Source organism: Pseudomonas sp. NFPP28 (assembly GCF_900115535.1).
Lineage (GTDB): Bacteria > Pseudomonadota > Gammaproteobacteria > Pseudomonadales > Pseudomonadaceae > Aquipseudomonas > Aquipseudomonas extremorientalis.
Map to the genome: position 1 here is coordinate 1 of NZ_FOWT01000002.1, position 15234 is coordinate 15234.

The 15234-nt window shown below is 60.0% G+C and carries 19 protein-coding genes and 1 pseudogene; 10 read left to right on the forward strand and 10 right to left on the reverse strand.

Going from position 1 to position 15234, the window contains the following annotated elements; translation table 11 throughout:
• The coding region (locus BM110_RS05280) for an RHS repeat-associated core domain-containing protein (protein ID WP_139220310.1) at positions 1 to 717 on the forward strand (717 nt) is incomplete at its 5' end.
• Positions 717 to 1133, forward strand: coding sequence for a hypothetical protein (locus BM110_RS05285; RefSeq protein ID WP_071493052.1), 417 nt, complete (start codon positions 717 to 719; stop codon positions 1131 to 1133). The genes BM110_RS05280 and BM110_RS05285, both read left to right, overlap by 1 nt.
• 216 nt (positions 1134 to 1349) lie before the next feature.
• Here BM110_RS05285 and BM110_RS05290 read toward each other — a convergent pair whose 3' ends face one another.
• On the reverse strand, positions 1350 to 1937 hold the full coding sequence (locus BM110_RS05290; RefSeq protein WP_071491699.1) for an NUDIX domain-containing protein: 588 nt from the start codon (positions 1935 to 1937) through the stop codon (positions 1350 to 1352).
• 245 nt (positions 1938 to 2182) lie between these two features.
• Here BM110_RS05290 and BM110_RS05295 point away from each other — a divergent pair, with 245 nt between their 5' ends.
• Complete coding sequence (locus tag BM110_RS05295; protein ID WP_093512619.1) at positions 2183 to 3109, forward strand: alpha/beta hydrolase; 927 nt, start codon at positions 2183 to 2185, stop codon at positions 3107 to 3109.
• Between the two features lie 192 nt (positions 3110 to 3301).
• Here the strand turns inward: BM110_RS05295 and BM110_RS05300 are convergent, their stop codons facing one another.
• A complete protein-coding gene (locus tag BM110_RS05300; protein ID WP_092245482.1) occupies positions 3302 to 4462 on the reverse strand; it encodes an alpha-hydroxy acid oxidase in 1161 nt (386 codons plus the stop codon).
• 121 nt (positions 4463 to 4583) lie between these two features.
• Between BM110_RS05300 and BM110_RS05305 the strand changes: the two genes are divergently transcribed.
• Positions 4584 to 5369 (forward strand): DeoR/GlpR family DNA-binding transcription regulator, encoded by a 786-nt coding sequence (locus BM110_RS05305; RefSeq protein ID WP_093123406.1) that lies wholly within the window; start codon positions 4584 to 4586, stop codon positions 5367 to 5369.
• On the opposite strand, the gene BM110_RS05310 is transcribed toward BM110_RS05305, so the two are convergent.
• From BM110_RS05310 to BM110_RS05320, 3 genes are read right to left on the reverse strand one after another with little or no spacing between them, the layout of a single operon-like run.
• Positions 5334 to 6071, reverse strand: coding sequence for a DUF72 domain-containing protein (locus BM110_RS05310; protein ID WP_093512622.1), 738 nt, complete (start codon positions 6069 to 6071; stop codon positions 5334 to 5336). The genes BM110_RS05305 and BM110_RS05310 overlap by 36 nt on opposite strands.
• A complete protein-coding gene (locus BM110_RS05315; protein WP_071491704.1) occupies positions 6068 to 6499 on the reverse strand; it encodes a DNA methylase in 432 nt (143 codons plus the stop codon). The genes BM110_RS05310 and BM110_RS05315 overlap by 4 nt, the downstream gene beginning before the upstream one ends.
• 2 nt (positions 6500 to 6501) lie before the next feature.
• Positions 6502 to 6714, reverse strand: a complete 213-nt coding sequence (locus tag BM110_RS05320; RefSeq protein WP_093512624.1) for a hypothetical protein — start codon at positions 6712 to 6714, stop codon at positions 6502 to 6504.
• Positions 6715 to 6907: 193 nt separating this feature from the next.
• Here BM110_RS05320 and BM110_RS05325 point away from each other — a divergent pair, with 193 nt between their 5' ends.
• Positions 6908 to 7468, forward strand: a complete 561-nt coding sequence (locus BM110_RS05325; protein WP_071491706.1) for a type 1 glutamine amidotransferase domain-containing protein — start codon at positions 6908 to 6910, stop codon at positions 7466 to 7468.
• A gap of 61 nt (positions 7469 to 7529) precedes the next feature.
• On the opposite strand, the gene BM110_RS05330 is transcribed toward BM110_RS05325, so the two are convergent.
• Positions 7530 to 7736 carry a PLDc N-terminal domain-containing protein gene (locus BM110_RS05330; RefSeq protein WP_071491707.1) on the reverse strand — a complete coding sequence of 69 codons (207 nt, stop codon included), beginning with the start codon at positions 7734 to 7736 and terminating at the stop codon, positions 7530 to 7532.
• Between the two features lie 266 nt (positions 7737 to 8002).
• Here BM110_RS05330 and BM110_RS05335 point away from each other — a divergent pair, with 266 nt between their 5' ends.
• Positions 8003 to 8479 carry a hemerythrin domain-containing protein gene (locus tag BM110_RS05335; RefSeq protein WP_092245471.1) on the forward strand — a complete coding sequence of 159 codons (477 nt, stop codon included), beginning with the start codon at positions 8003 to 8005 and terminating at the stop codon, positions 8477 to 8479.
• A gap of 8 nt (positions 8480 to 8487) precedes the next feature.
• Here BM110_RS05335 and BM110_RS05340 read toward each other — a convergent pair whose 3' ends face one another.
• Positions 8488 to 8718 (reverse strand): DUF3079 domain-containing protein, encoded by a 231-nt coding sequence (locus BM110_RS05340; RefSeq protein WP_093123420.1) that lies wholly within the window; start codon positions 8716 to 8718, stop codon positions 8488 to 8490.
• A 179-nt stretch (positions 8719 to 8897) separates the two neighbouring features.
• On the opposite strand from BM110_RS05340, the gene BM110_RS05345 reads away from it, so the two are divergent.
• Genes BM110_RS05345 through BM110_RS05360 form a run of 4 tightly spaced genes read left to right on the forward strand, consistent with a single transcriptional unit; the run spans position 8898 to position 11943 of the window.
• Positions 8898 to 9428 carry an iron transporter gene (locus tag BM110_RS05345; protein ID WP_093123425.1) on the forward strand — a complete coding sequence of 177 codons (531 nt, stop codon included), beginning with the start codon at positions 8898 to 8900 and terminating at the stop codon, positions 9426 to 9428.
• On the forward strand, positions 9428 to 9751 hold the full coding sequence (locus BM110_RS05350) for a cupredoxin domain-containing protein (RefSeq protein WP_093512626.1): 324 nt from the start codon (positions 9428 to 9430) through the stop codon (positions 9749 to 9751). Before BM110_RS05345 ends, BM110_RS05350 begins: the two co-directional genes overlap by 1 nt.
• Before the next feature lie 9 nt (positions 9752 to 9760).
• Positions 9761 to 10600: an FTR1 family iron permease gene (locus BM110_RS05355; RefSeq protein ID WP_093512628.1), complete on the forward strand. Its 840-nt coding sequence runs from the start codon at positions 9761 to 9763 to the stop codon at positions 10598 to 10600.
• Entirely contained in the window at positions 10597 to 11943 is a 1347-nt protein-coding gene (locus BM110_RS05360) for a 4Fe-4S binding protein (protein ID WP_093512630.1), read from the forward strand. Before BM110_RS05355 ends, BM110_RS05360 begins: the two co-directional genes overlap by 4 nt.
• Before the next feature lie 193 nt (positions 11944 to 12136).
• Here BM110_RS05360 and BM110_RS05365 read toward each other — a convergent pair whose 3' ends face one another.
• The 3 genes and pseudogenes from BM110_RS05365 to BM110_RS05375 all read right to left on the reverse strand — a co-directional run bounded on the left by BM110_RS05365 (position 12137) and on the right by BM110_RS05375 (position 15024).
• Positions 12137 to 12832, reverse strand: a complete 696-nt coding sequence (locus BM110_RS05365) for an anaerobic ribonucleoside-triphosphate reductase activating protein (RefSeq protein ID WP_093512632.1) — start codon at positions 12830 to 12832, stop codon at positions 12137 to 12139.
• Positions 12829 to 12984 (reverse strand): anaerobic ribonucleoside-triphosphate reductase, encoded by a 156-nt coding sequence (nrdD, locus tag BM110_RS05370; RefSeq protein ID WP_093123442.1) that lies wholly within the window; start codon positions 12982 to 12984, stop codon positions 12829 to 12831. The genes BM110_RS05365 and nrdD overlap by 4 nt, the downstream gene beginning before the upstream one ends.
• Positions 12985 to 13015: 31 nt before the next feature.
• A pseudogene (locus BM110_RS05375) lies at positions 13016 to 15024 on the reverse strand (ribonucleoside triphosphate reductase).
• Positions 15025 to 15234 lie beyond the last annotated feature (210 nt).

Sequence of the window (15234 nt, forward strand, 5' to 3'; positions counted from 1 at the left end):
CTGCACTACAACCGCCATCGCTACTACAATCCGGATGTTGGTCGGTACTTGACGCCGGATTCAGTGAAGTTGGCGGGTGGGATCAATGCTTACCAGTACGTACCCAACCCGACGGGATGGGTAGATCCATTAGGGCTGAGCTCATGTCCTGGCGCCGGTGAATGCAAGCCCGGCAGTGAGGTCGAAAACCCAATTATAAAAGCCAGGGCCAACGAAAGTCAGCCAGCACTACCGAGGCTAACAAGGAAAGATCGAAGCGAACGAATTGGGGCCCTAACTGAGGCAAATGCAAAACGACGCGTGTTAGAACTTGAAGAAAAATATGACATGCACACTGTCGCCAAGCACGGCCCTGAGATCACCGATACTGCGCTAAAACAGAGAGCAATTGATGGAACAGACCCGAGCACCGGATTGCATAAGCCTGGAGCGAAAGGAAACTTAAGCTCTCAGTTTCATGGTTGGAAAATGCAACTCAACGCATTGAACAAGGCGTTGACACGTGAATCGCTTGGGCTAGATCCGTTCAACGGAATGGATCACAATAAAAATCCGATGCTCAAGCTGGAATTACCCGGAGCAGGACGAGGCTATCGCCCTAACAAAAAACAGGTTGAAAGCCCAACCCTTAATGAAAACCTAAACTGGTTCGAAGTGAAATTTGATAAAAAAAATAACACCAGGCCATTTACCGCCTTTCCAGCCGAGAAGAAATAATGTTGAAAAACCCATTTTTAAATGAGCCGTTCGATCCTAGCCTGAAATGGTTCATTGGTGTATTTGATATATATGATCAAGAGCAAGGGCCAGGTCTAGACCTGGAGAAATATAATCCAAACGAAAGAGCCGACCGAGAGTTCCTCATAAAAAATTACGCCCTGAATTTAAGCTACCTTTCTTACAGACATAAATATGTTTTGATCAAGGCCCTAGAAAGCAGCCTGAACAATGAAAGTTATGACTTCCAGAGCTTATTCGATATAAATGAAGATGAGGCCGCGTCATGGCCAAGAGAAGAATGGTACGAACTTGAAAACCCTAGAGAATTTTTAGTGGATGTATATCAACTCGCTCAAATCAGTTGGAAAGAAGACCTCCAAAAAGCCAGCCTCGAAGACCAGTCAACCTGGTAACCGAAACACCGCCCTCCAAGGCAACACCGCCCCTCTGTGGCGAGCAGGCTTGCCCTGCGTTGGGCCGCGAAGCGGCCCCAGTCCAGGCGATGGGTGTTTTCAGGTAACCCCGCATTGTCTGTTTTGGGGCTGCTGCGCAGCCCAACGCAGGGCAAGCCTGCTCACCACAGGAAGGCTGCGAACCACAACAAGCGGGATCACCCAAACAAAGGGAGTTCACCAACCCTCTTTAAGCATCCGCAACTCCAAATGCTGCAACAACATGATGGTCTTGCCATCCACAATCTCGCCGTTTTGCACCCTTGCCAAAGCCTCCTCAAAGCCCAGCTCCAGCACTTCGATATCTTCGCCCTCCTCTTCCAAGCCACCGCCAGTCCCAACCCGATCACCCGGCTGGTACTCCCCCATGAAAAAGTGAATCCGCTCGGTCACCGACCCCGGGCTCATGAACGCTGCGTAGATTTTCTCGACATGGCCGACGCGATAGCCGGTCTCTTCCTCGGCCTCCAGGCGAATGCGCTCTTCGGGGCTGGCGTTATCCAGCAGCCCGGCCGCCGCTTCGATCAGGTAACCATGGTAGTCGTTGACGAACGTCGGCATGCGGAACTGGCGAATCAGCAACACCGTACGCTGGGCGCGGTTGTACAGCAGGATGGTCGCGCCATTGCCGCGGTCGTACACCTCGCGGGTCTGGGTTTGCCAGCTGCCGTCGCGGCGGCGCAGGTCGAAGCTGTACTTTTTCAGCAGGTACCAGTTCTTCGAAAGGGTCTCTTCGGCGGTGATGCGAACGGGGCTGGTGTCCATGGTCGTACTCTCAAGAAAGGGCGAGTGTTTGTTTCATGCGATCCCAGGCAAATGGATCATTGCTGGCGCGCAGGATGTAACCCACATGCGTCGCCGGTGACAATCACCCACCCTAACAATCTCTGCACGTCTTGTTCAATGCAGTAACACTTTGTAAGAAACACCCATGGGCGGCTGTCGAATTAATACCTGCCTGGGCAAGCCATCTGGTAAAACCCCAGCTTGACCTTTTACCTGGAACCTTCATGTCTTCACGTTTTCTCTCACGCCTGAGCCTGCGCTGGTTTCCCCTGGTGTGCATGGCGCTGCTGATTGTCGGCCTGCCGGTGGGCTGCGCCGTGCTGCAACACAAGGAACGCGAACTGGTGTTTCGCATCGAGCCAGGCACCGCCAGTTGGTACAGCGGCTTGCCCAAGGCGGTGCAGGAATTCGAACTCAAGCCGGCCAGCTTCAAATCGGGGCAGAACATCCATGGCTGGTGGTACCCGGCGGACAAGAAAGATGCTCCCGCGATCCTCTACCTGCACGGCGTGCGCTGGAACCTCACCGGGCAGCTGTTTCGCATCGAGCAACTGCACGCCCTGGGTTATTCGGTGCTGGCCATCGACTATCGCGGCTTCGGCAAGAGCCACGGCGAGCTGCCGTCGGAAACCACCGTGTACGAAGACGCACGCATCGCATGGGAACGCTTCCAGGTGCTGCAACCCGACCCACAGAAACGCCTGATCTACGGGCACTCGCTGGGGGGCGCGGTAGCCATCGACCTGGCTGCCGAATTGGGCAAACAGACACCGTTGCCGGTACGTGGCCTCGTCATCGAATCCACCTTTACGTCGCTGGCGGATGTGGCCACCGCCGTGGCGAATACCTCACTGCCGGTGCGTTGGTTGCTGTCACAGAAGTTCGACTCCATCGACAAGATCGCCGACATCCATATGCCGCTGCTGGTGGTGCATGGCCTTGACGACCGCTACGTACCGCCGCGCTTCAGCCAGCAGTTGTTTGAAGCCGCCCGGGAGCCCAAGCGGCTGTTACTGGTGCCCGGTGCCAGCCACAACAACAGCATGAGCCTGGCCGGTCGCAGTTATGGCCAGGCGCTGGACAAACTGATGCAAGCGAAGATGCCGACGCAGGTTGTCACCCACTCCACAGGCCGCAACGGCGACTCGTAAAAATGTTTTTCGGCACTGGGTTCGTGCTTGCCTGTCAAGCGCAAACCCAGGCCATGCTGGGCCAAATCCGAAGTTGATCAAATATTGATCTTGGCTTAAATCGCCAACCCTGCCGGGGCTTCGCAAAGTTATCCACAGAGATACCCACGGTTTTCGTGGACAACTCTTTTTATTTTTTTACGCTTTTTTTGCTCAGTAAACGTTTTCCGGGAATGTCCCCGGCAACAAAATTTCGCGATTCACATCGCGTATATCGTTATACCCACACAGCGCCATCGTCACGTCCAACTCGCGGGCAATGATCTCGAGCGCCTTGGTCACACCCGCCTCGCCCATCGCCCCCAGGCCATACAAATGCGGCCGACCGATCATCGTGCCTTTGGCACCCAACGCCACCGCCTTGAGCACGTCCTGGCCGGAGCGAATGCCGCCGTCGAGCCACACCTCGATGCGCTCCCCCACCGCCGCCACGATCGCCGGCAACTGGCTGATGCTCGACGGCGCGCCATCCAATTGCCGTCCTCCGTGGTTGCTCACCACCAGCGCATCGGCACCGGCATTTGCGGCCAAGCGTGCATCCTCCACATCAAGAATGCCCTTGATGATCAACTTGCCGCCCCAGCACTGCTTGATCCACTCCACATCGTCCCAACTCAGGCGCGGGTCGAATTGCTGGGCGGTCCAGGACGACAGCGAACTCATGTCGGCCACGCCTTTAACATGCCCGACGATATTGCCGAAGCCGCGCCGTTTAGTGCCAAGCATGCCCATCACCCAACGCGGCTTGGTGGCCATGTCGAGGATATTCGGCAGGGTCAGTTTGGGCGGCGCGGACAGGCCATTGATCAAGTCCTTGTGGCGTTGCCCGAGGATCTGCAAGTCGAGGGTCAGCACCAATGCATCCACGCCGGCGGCCTTGGCGCGCTCGATCAACTGCTCGATAAAGGCGCGGTCGCGCATCACGTACAACTGGAACCAGAACGGCTGGCCGACGTGCTCGGCGATGTCTTCCAGCGAACAGATGCTCATGGTCGACAAGGTGTAGCGCAGGCCAAATGCAGCGGCAGCGCGGGCGGTGAGAATCTCGCCATCGGCATGCTGCATGCCGGCCAAACCGGTCGGCGCCAGCGCGACGGGCATGGCCATGTCCTGGCCGATCATGCTGGCGCGGATCGAGCGCTCGTCGATATTGCGCGCCACCCGCTGGCGGAACTTGATGCGGGCAAAGTCGCTTTCGTTGGCGCGGTAGGTGCTCTCAGTCCAGGAGCCGGAATCGGCATAGTCGTAGAACATCCGTGGCACACGTTTTTGCGCGAGCTTGCGTAAATCTTCGATGGTTGTGATCAACGACATCTAGGTCACCTCTCCCTGGACTGAATGCTGAGAGTAACCGCCCATCGCCCGCACAACCAGCCATTGCGTTTACGGCATGAGACGACTAATCTCGCACAAACCCGCAAAAAGACGCAAAACCATGCACAACACCCATCAAGCCATCGACCTGCCTTCTTTGCGCAAACAGAAGATTTTGTTGCTGCTGGAACGCGACGGCAAAGTCACCGCCTCGGAGCTGGTGGAGCACTTCGCCGTGTCCCAGGACACCATCCGCCGCGACCTTGGCGAGCTCGCCGCTGCCGGCCTGCTGCAACGCGTGCACGGCGGCGCCCTGCCCCGACCCAAAGACACCGGCAAGGATTTTTTCACCCGAGTGGGCGAAACCAACGACGCCAAGCGCCATCTCGCCCGCCTGGCCGCCGAACGGGTCGAAGATGGCCAGATCGTGCTGTTCGATTCCGGCTCCACCACCCTGCAGATCGCTCAGTCCTTGCCGCACTCGATCCGCCTGACGGTGGTCACCACCTCGCCGATGATCGCCATCGCCCTGGCGGACCATCCCGATGTAAAAGTGATCCTCACCGGCGGCCAACTCAACCCGGCGACGCTGTCCACCAGCGGCCATGAAACCGTGCGGTTGATCCAGAGCATCAAGGCCGACCTGCTGTTTACCGGCGTGTGCGCGCTGCATCCGCAAGTCGGTATCAGTTCGCTGCATTTTGACGAGGTCGCGGTCAAGCAAGCCTTGCTCGACAGTGCGTCCCATGTGGTGGCGGTGACCATGGCCGACAAGATCGGCGCCGTGGAGCCGTTTGTGGTGGCACCGTGCAGCCGCATACACACGTTGATTACCGAATGGCACGTCCCGAATGTGCAAGCGTATGAACAGCTAGGTGTGGAAGTGCTGCGGGTAGAGGTCGAGTAGGCACAGCGCATCGGAGGTTGCCAGGCCGCTGGCCGTGTTGTCGAAGATGCACCAGGTGGGCACGCCATCCTCCATGGACGCGCTGACCAAACGGGCATAGGCCTGGACCCGTTCAGGTCCATAGGCGCTGTGATAAATGCGCGGCGTCCCGTGCAGGCGCCAATAACGCACGCCCTGCCAACCGGCCGGTGTGTCTCCCGACGCAATAAGCGGCGGGTCGGCCGCCACTCGCCCGACCTGCAGGTGGCGCAACATCTCCTCAGCCGCAAGCCAACTCCCATGACGTGGCTCAAGCACTACGTGGCCCATGAAACGTTGGCGCAACGCCGCGAAGAATGCGCTGGCAACGAGCGGTTCGTAATGCAACGAAGGCGGTAATTGCACCAACAGGCAACCCAGCTTTTCGCCCAGTTGCAGGCATTGCCCAAGAAACTCATCCAGTGCAGCCTCACAGCCTTGCAGGCGCAGCTCATGAGTGAGGCGCTTGGGCACTTTGACCGAGAAACGGAAGCCTGAGGGTACCGAATCCGCCCAGCGTGCATACGTCTTCGCCAGGTGCGGACGATAGAAGGAGCTGTTGATTTCCACCGCATTGAAGCGTGAAGCATAGCGCTGCAGGTGCGTGCCCTCACCGCTGAACCTCGGCCAGTATTCACGCGGCAAACTCCAGCCGGCACAGCCCACATAGGGAGCTGCAGTCAAAACAGCACCTTGGCAGCATCGCGCATGAAAATCTCGATGGTCTTGGGGCCCACCCCGTCGAATTCCCCAAGGCGTTTTTCGAAGGCCTCACGGCTTTCGCTGACACTGCGCATATGGGTGATCTTGCCGGCGTATTCGGCGTTCAACCTGGCGCTGAGGTCGAGCAAGCGTTGCGCGGTGGTTTCGTCATAGCGCACGTAATGCGCGCGTCCCAGCATGGCCACCAATTCACGCGATGTGCAGTGCTGCAGCTTGCGCGCAGTGTCACGGCCTTCTTCCTCGACAATCACCTTATAGGCCTGCGCGGCAATCGGTGCCTGGATACGCTTGCCCATCAGGAAGCTGGCGATAAACCACTTGAACAGACTGTGGTCGTCGCCGGGCTTGAGTTCAATGCCCAACTCCGACGCGCTGATGGCGCGGGCCATGTTCAGTGGCCCAGTTTGCGCTCGGCCTTGGCGGCCTGTTCATTGATGGCATCGGTCTGACGCTCGATGTCTTTGATCTCGGTGGGCGTCACTACTTTATCGACGGTTTCGGTCTTGGGATTCGGGCGTTCCAGAGTCTGGCCCTTGTCAGCCTTGTCGGTGCCCCGCTGGGCTTCTTCAGAGCTGATGGGTGCTGGGGTTTTATCGGCATTCATGGTGAGTCTCCAGTCAATTGAAGGCCCGTGAAAATGACGGGCGCTTAAGCAGCAGAGGCCTGCCGATGTGGATAGTTCAAGGAAATTGCCCGCGCCAACCGCCCGGAAAATAAGCGCAAATTAATTTAAACCTTTGTCGCCCGCGCTGGATCAACTCTCTCAGATCCCATTCCCCATCAGGAGACACTCGATCATGAGTTCACACCTAAACGGCAAGAATATTCTGGTTATCACCTCCAATACCGGCATTGAGCGCGATGAACTGCTCAAACCGTTGGAAGCACTGCGCGGGCATGGCGCGACGGTGACCCACGCCTCCAGCAAGGGCGGCACCACACAGACCTTCGTCGGCGACACCGAGAAAGACCAGACGGTGGAATCCGCTGCAAAACTGTCCGAGCTCTCCGGTGCTGATTTCGATGCACTGGTCATTCCCGGCGGCACCGTCAATGCGGACACGCTTCGCCAGGATGCAGCCGCGTTGAAGCTGATCAACGAATTCGTGCAGGCGGGTAAAACCGTCGCGGCGATTTGTCACGGACCCTGGGCACTGATTGACGCAGGCGTGATCAAGGGCAAGACCCTGACCTCCTACAAGAGCGTGCGTATTGACCTGGAAAACGCCGGTGCCGCCGGCTGGGTCGATGCCGAGGTCAAGGAATGCAAGGCCAACGGCTGGACCCTGATTACTTCGCGTACGCCGGACGATCTGCCGGCATTCAATGAGGCAATTGCGAGGGCTGTGGCAAGCTGATGCCCGAGTGCTGAACGAAAACAGGCGCCGTCGAGGCGCCTGTTTTTTATGGGCTGATGCCTCAGCTTTTACGATGCTCCGGCATTTCCCGTTTCGGCCCGAACATCGCCCAGGCGATCAGCCCCAACAGCGGCACAAAAATCAGCACCACCAGCCATAATCCTTTGGACTCCCAGCCCCCCGTGCTGCGCAACACGATATTGATCGCCCACAACTCCAGCAGCAACAGAATCACCGCCAGCCCAATCCAGATATATTGAATTTCCATGCTTCACCTCCTAGGTCGTATGCGTTAGGTCAAGCATCGGCCGTGAGGGTTCATTTAAATTTGCGCGAACCTTGCGCCGTGGTGGAATGCAATGCGCCACAGGGCCAACCATGCAACCTGCACGAACAGCACCGTCACGCACTCGCTGTAGGTCATTGAATTTGTAGAGGTATTTCAAAAATCTCAGGTTGGTACACCTGATGCACTCCTGCACTGGACGAGGCGTGCATTTCGACACGCCCTGAGTTTCCCGTGAGGTGTCACCCATGAATGCGATTGACCTGCTCAAAGCCGACCACGAACGCGTCAAAGCCCTGTTGACTCAACTGAGTGAATCCACCGAACGCGGGGTCAAGAAACGCACTGAACTGCTGGCCAAGCTGGAAGCGGAAATCAGCCTGCACACCAAGCTGGAGGAAGAAATCCTGTACCCGGCGTTCAGAAAAGCCGGCGGCAAGGAACAAGACATCATGTACCACGAGGCCAAGGAAGAGCACCGTACCGTCGACGCCCTGGTACTGCCCGACCTGAAGCAGACCGAACCTTCGACAACAGAGTTTTCCGGCCGCGTCAAAGTGGTCAAGGAGCTGTTGGAACACCATATCGAAGAGGAGGAAAGCGAGATGTTTCCTCAAGCGAGAAAATTACTCGGGAAAGCACAACTTGAAGAACTGGGCGCCGAGATGGAAGCGATGAAAACAGCGCATAAAAAGCAGCAGGCAACCAAGACCCTGGCAGCCTGAAGCATGTTTCACCGAAGCCTCACGGGTAGTGCCGGGGCTTCGGTGCAGGGTGCTGGCGAAGGTTCGGGCGCCAATCCCCAATCGCCCTGTTCGTACCAGTCATCACCGAGCATTTCGGCCGGATGCATGGTGCGATCGGCACCGTTGCCGCAGGCCAGGTCAGAGGCGCCGCAATAGCGGTCACACCCCCAGCAGATGCGTTCAGGGTGTTTGGGATGCAGCGGAAATGGCTTGGCCATGAAGCAGCTTCCTACCGGTGAACTGTAGGTCAAGTCTAATGCCACGATACCAACCCGGCCTTGACACGGATCAAGCCGGGCAATCATGAAATATCCTGCAAATTTGACAAGAATCATTATTATTCACGGCAGACCTTCCTAGACTCGGGCCCTCTCCCCTTTCCCGTCAGGAAGCCCTCATGCGTACCTCATCCCTGCTGCCCATTCTCCTGTTGATGACCACCTTCGCGGTGTCCGCCAAGGAGTACCCGATCGGCGAACCGCAACACTGCCCGGGGCTGGAAATCGGTGCGGTGTACCTGCAACCGATCGAGATGGCCCCCGCCGGCATGATGCGCGCCACCGCCGATTCCGACGTGCACCTGGAAGCCGATGTGCGCGCCACGGCAGACAACGCCCAAGGCTTTCAGGAAGGCAGTTTCGTGCCTTACCTGAACCTGTCCTTCGCGCTGAAAAAACAAGGTGACACGCCGCCCATCAACGGTGACTTCCACGCCATGGTCGCCAATGACGGCCCGCACTATGGCGACAACGTCAAACTACAAGGGCCGGGCAAGTACAGCCTGACCTTCACCGTTACCCCTCCTTCCGGCCACCCCTTCCTGGGCCGTCACACCGACAAGGAAACCGGCGTCGCCCCTTGGTTCGAACGCTGCGAAGTGCATTACGAATTCGTCTATGCCGGCATCGGCAAGAAAGGCGGCTATTGATGCGCCGCGCCCTGCTGCTCGGCGTTTTTTCGCTGAACGGTGCAGCCTTGGCGGCGCCTTTGCCCAGCTATGAGCTGACTCTGCAAGACGGCCGCTTCACGCCGCCCCAGTTGGCGGTCAAGGCCGGCGAGCGTTTCAAGATCGTACTCAAGAACCTCGGCCAAGGCCCGGCCGAATTCGAGAGCACACCGTTGCGGGTGGAGAAAGTCTTGTCCCCTGGGGTGACCACCTTTGTGGTGATCCATCCTCTGAAGCCAGGCACCTATCCGTTCTTCGACGAATTCAACCCTCAACTGCCCCAAGGCAGCATCCGCGCCGAATAGGAGCCGTTGATGAACACATCGATGTTTATTGTGTGGCGCGAAAGCGTCGAGGCGCTGCTGGTGATCGGCATTCTGCAGGCCTGGATCAGCTGCCAGGCCGGTCGCTCACGCCTGGCCCGTTACCTCTGGGCCGGCGTGCTGCTGGGCCTGCTCGGTTCCGCCGGGCTGGCGGGGTTGATGCTGTGGGCCGGCGAAACCATGACCGGCCCCGAGGGTGAATGGCTGCAAGCGGCGCTGACCCTGGTCGCCAGCGGCCTGATGGTGCAGATGGTGTTCTGGATGCATCGCCATGCGCCCACGCTCAAACACCGGCTGGTCAATGAAGCCGACCAGCACCTGGCCCGGCACGGCGGTTGGGGCGTGTTGCTGCTGGCCCTGCTGGCAGTGAGCCGCGAAGGCAGCGAGACCGTGGTGTTTTTGTATGGCGCCGGTGCCCGTCTGCACGACGAAGCTCTGGGCCTGTTCGCCGTCGGTGGCGTGCTGGGGCTGGTGCTGGCCGGGCTGAGCGTGGTGCTGTTGCGCAGCAGCCGACGCTTTATTTCCTGGGCACGTTTTTTTGCCGTCAGCGAAGCCTTGCTGTTGCTGCTGGGCGGCGCTTTGCTGGTGTCTGCGGTGGACCGCATCAGTGGGCAACTGTTGGCGATGGACATGCCCGACTGGGTCTACTCGGCCTTTGGCGACAGCCGCTGGGACAGCAGCCTGCTGCTCAGTGACAGCCATGGCCTGGGCGCGTTGCTGGCAGACTTCGCCGGCTACCGTGCCGCGCCCAGCCTGATCACGGTAATGGTGTTGCTCGGCTATTGGCTGCTGGTGGGTAACGGCCTGCGCCGGTCACGGCAAGCCGCATGAGCTGGCTACAGCGACTGGGCGATGGCATGCGCCGCCATGGGCGGCTGATCCAAATTGTGCAATGGGTGGTGGTGCTGGTGTACGCCGTGCTGCTGGTGTTGCCGACGCTGCTGCCCCTGCCGGACAGCCAGGCGCGCCTGCTCAACAACCTCACGCTGCTTGCACAATTCATCTTCTGGGGCCTCTGGTGGCCCTTCGTGTTGCTGTCGATGGTGCTGTTCGGGCGCCTGTGGTGCGGCGTGCTCTGCCCGGAAGGTGCCTTGAGCGAATGGGCCAGCCAGCACGGACGCGGCCTGGGCATTCCGCGCTGGCTACGCTGGGGCGGCTGGCCGACCCTGGGTTTTTGCTTGACCACGCTCTATGGCCAGTTGATCAGCGTGTACGACTACGCCCCGGCCGCGCTGCTGATCCTCGGTGGCTCGACTCTCGCGGCGGTTGTGGTGGGCCTGCTGTTCGTGCGCGGCAAACGCGTCTGGTGCCGCTACCTGTGCCCGGTCAGCGGCGTCTTCGCCCTGCTCGCCCGCCTGGCGCCGGTGCACTTCGCCGTGGATGAACAACGCTGGAAGGCCAACGCCGCGCCGCGCCTGCCGTTGCCCAACTGCGCGCCGCTGCTGGACATCCGTCGCCTGCAAGGCGCCAGCGAATGCCACGCCTGCGGCCGCTGCAGCGGGCAACGCGGCGCGGTGCAATTGATCGCCCGCTCATGCAACCAGGAAATTCTGCAGGCTCCGTTGCAACACGGTTCGGCCTGGGACGTACGCCTGCTGCTGTTCGGCGTGATCGGCCTGGCCATGGGCGCGTTTCAGTGGACGCTGAGCCCCTGGTTCATCGCCCTCAAGCAACACCTGGCCGAGTGGATGGTGAGCCGCGACTGGCTATGGCCGCTGCAAGACAACGCCCCCTGGTGGTTGCTCACCCATTATCCGCAACTCAATGACAGTTTCAGTTGGCTGGATGGGGCGTGCATCGTGCTGTATCTGGCCGCCAGTTCGCTGGTGGTGGGCGGCGGGTGCTGGCTGTTGTTGCACCTGGCTGCGCGCTGGGCGAGTGATGGCGCAATGTTTCGGCCCCTGGCATTGACGTTGACGCCCCTGGCGGGCGCAGGATTGTTCCTGGGGTTGTCGGCGACCACGGTGAAGCTGTTGCGGTATGAAGGCTTGGTATTGGCGTGGGTGCAACCGCTGCGAGCGGGGATCTTGATGGCGGCGATCGGCTGGTGCCTGTGGTTGGCGTGGCAACGACTCGAGGGACTGCCTCGCGGACGGGCGTTCCTATGCATGCTGATGAGTACCGGGTTGATCGGCTATGGCTGGTGGCTGCAGTTCTGGGGCTGGGCCCACTGAAGCAAGCGCTATATCAGAACCTGCCAGGATTGAAACTGTGGGAAGGGGCTTGCCCCGATGGCAGTGGGTCAGCCAGTCCATCTGTCACTGATACTGCGTCATCGGGGACAAGCCCCCCTCCCACATTTGCCAACCCGCGCACTGCTGCGGTGCATGGCTGGGGGCCAGCCAGGTCGTGCAAGGCGTAGGGTGATCACCCGCGCAAGACAAACGCGGGAAACAACTCGCGCAAACGGCCCCACAGCTCGGGTAACGCGGCCTGTGCCGGCGCACTCGGCAATTGCCGGTCGAGCATGCTGACGGTGCGCACCATTTGCACGGCGAAGCGCTGCACACCGGTGGCTTGCAGACGCTGGGCCAGCAGCAACAACCGGGGTGGGTCGATCAAGTGCCAATGCACCGTGGTGCGGCATTCATAGTCCACGCCACTGGCGAGCAAAGTGTCGAGGCTGCGCCAGTTGGCGGCGCCGCTGCCCTTGACCTGGGTGATCGACTGGCAGTCTTCGGCCAGGGCCTTCACGTCGAACCCGACCCAGTCGGCATGACGCAACGCATTGGCAAACCCTGCCGGTTTGATCCCCGCGCTGTGCAAGCCGATGTGAAAACCCATCGCCCGCACTTCATCCATCGCCGCCCGCAAGCCTTCCTGCAAGGTCGGCTCGCCGCCGCTGAACACCACGGCATCGAGCAGGTCCCGGCGCCGTTGCAGAAACAGCAGCACCCGGCGCCAATCCACTTGCGTGCTGGCGCGCGGCGGGATCAGGTCCGGGTTATGGCAATAACGACAACGCCAGGCACAGCCCTGGCAGAACAGCACGCAGGCGAGCATGCCGGGGTAGTCGAGGGTGGTCAGGGGCACCAGGCCCCCGACCCGTAGCGCTCGGCTCATTGACGCCCGGCCGCCGCAGCTGTTTCGGTGAAGTGCACGCGCTCCTTGTGCTCGGACTGCTTGCCGGGGTTGAACGCCGACACCGGCCGGTGATAACCCATCACCCGGGTCCAGACTTCGCAGCGCTGACGTTGTGGCTGGGATACTTGCATGGTGAATCTCCTTGGGGTTGAAAAGCTTGGTTTAACGAGCGGCTGCCAGCACTTCATCGCACTTGGGGCAGAACTCGTGTTCACCGGCCAGATAGCCATGCACCGGGCAGATCGAAAACGTCGGCGTCACCGTGAGGTACGGCAGGCGGAAGCGCCCCAGCGCCTTGCGCACCAACTGCTTGCAGGCCTGGGTCGAGGAAATCTGCTCGGCCATGTACAGGTGCAACACGGTGCCGCCGGTGTATTTGCATTGCAGTTCGTCTTGCAGTTCCAGGGCTTCGAACGGGTCCTGGGTAAAGCCCACCGGCAGTTGCGACGAGTTGGTGTAGTACGGCGCGACATCGCTGCCCGCCTGCAGGATGCCGGGGTAGCGCTTGCGGTCTTCCTTGGCGAAGCGATAGGTGGTGCCTTCGGCCGGCGTCGCCTCCAGGTTGTAGAGATGGCCGGTGTCCTCCTGGAAGCGCAGCAAGGTGGCGCGCACATGGTCGAGCAACTTGAGCGCAAAGGCGCGGCCCTGCTCGGTGTGCATGCCCTGTTCATCGCCGCTGAAATTGCGCAGCATCTCGTGCATGCCATTGAGGCCGATGGTGGAGAAGTGGTTGCGCAGCGTGCCCAGGTAGCGCTTGGTGTAGGGGTAGAGACCGGCGTCCATGTGATGCTGGATCACCTTGCGCTTGACCTCCAGGCTCTCCATGGCCATGTCCATCAGGCTGTCCAGGCGTTGCAGCAAGCCCGAGGGGTCACCCTTGAACAGGTAGCCCAGGCGCGCACAGTTGATGGTCACCACCCCCAGGCTGCCGGTCTGCTCCGCCGAGCCAAACAGCCCGCCGCCACGCTTGAGCAATTCGCGCACGTCCAGTTGCAGGCGACAGCACATCGAGCGCACCTGGTTGGGCTGCATGTCTGAATTGAGGAAGTTCTGGAAGTACGGCAGGCCGTAACGTGCGGTCATCTCGAACAGGCGATCAGCGTTGTCACTGTCCCAGGGAAAATCATGAGTGATGTTGTAGGTCGGGATCGGGAAGGTGAACACCCGGCCCTTGGCGTCCCCGGCCTGCATCACTTCGATGTAGGCGCGGTTGATCAACGCCATTTCGGCTTGCAGGTCGCCATAGGCAAACGGCATTTCCTCGCCGCCGATCACCGGCACCTGTTCACGCAGATCTTCGGGGCAAACCCAGTCGAACGTCAGGTTGGTAAACGGCGTCTGGGTGCCCCAGCGTGACGGCACGTTGAGGTTGTAGATGAACTCCTGCACCGCCTGGCGCACTTGCGAATAGCTCAGCTGATCCTTGCGCACATAGGGCGCCAGGTAGGTGTCGAAGGAACTGAACGCCTGTGCACCGGCCCATTCGTTCTGCAGGGTGCCGAGGAAGTTGACCATCTGCCCGAGCGCGCTGCTCAAGTGCTTGGGCGGCCCGGCCTCCACACGCCCCGGCACGCCATTGAGGCCTTCGTGCAACAACGAACGCAGGGACCAGCCGGCGCAGTAACCGGCGAGCATGTCCAGGTCATGGATATGCAGGTCGGCTTCGCGGTGCGCACGGCCGATCTGCTCGCTGTAGACCTCATCCAGCCAGTAATTGGCGGTGACCTTGCCCGCCACATTCAGCACCAGCCCACCGAGGGAGTAGCCCTGGTTGGCATTGGCCTGCACGCGCCAGTCTTCGCGGTCGAGGTATTCGTTCATGGAGGTGGCGACTTCCACCAGGGTCTTGCGGTCGCGGCGCAGGCGGCCGTGTTGTTCGCGGTAGACGATGTAGGCGCGCATCGACAGGAAGTAGCCGGCGTCCATCAACACGCGTTCGACACTGTCCTGGATTTGTTCGACGTCCAGTTGGTCGATGCCCCTCAGGCGGGCCAGAACGGCGCCCAGCAGCAGGTCGACGTCGGGGGGCTGGTATTCGCCGGTGGCGGTGCCGGCGGCGATCAGGGCCTGGCGGATTTTTTCGGCGTCGAAGGGGACGAGCGTGCCGTCGCGTTTGTGCAGGCGGGTGCTGGCCAGGGGGGTGAGCGTGGTTTGCATTGGGGAGGCTCCAAACACTACATATAGGTATTTTTTAGTCTTTAAACACAATATGCGGTGATATTACGAAGATTGGCCTTGGATGCCCTTGATCGGGGTCAAGGTTTTTCAGATCGGAGGCATATCCGTTTCTTCGGTAACGGCGGCTCACTTTTGAAAAGCGCAAAAGTAAGCAAAACGCTCTTGCCCTAACACTCGGCACCTCGCTTAGGCTCGGTGTACCC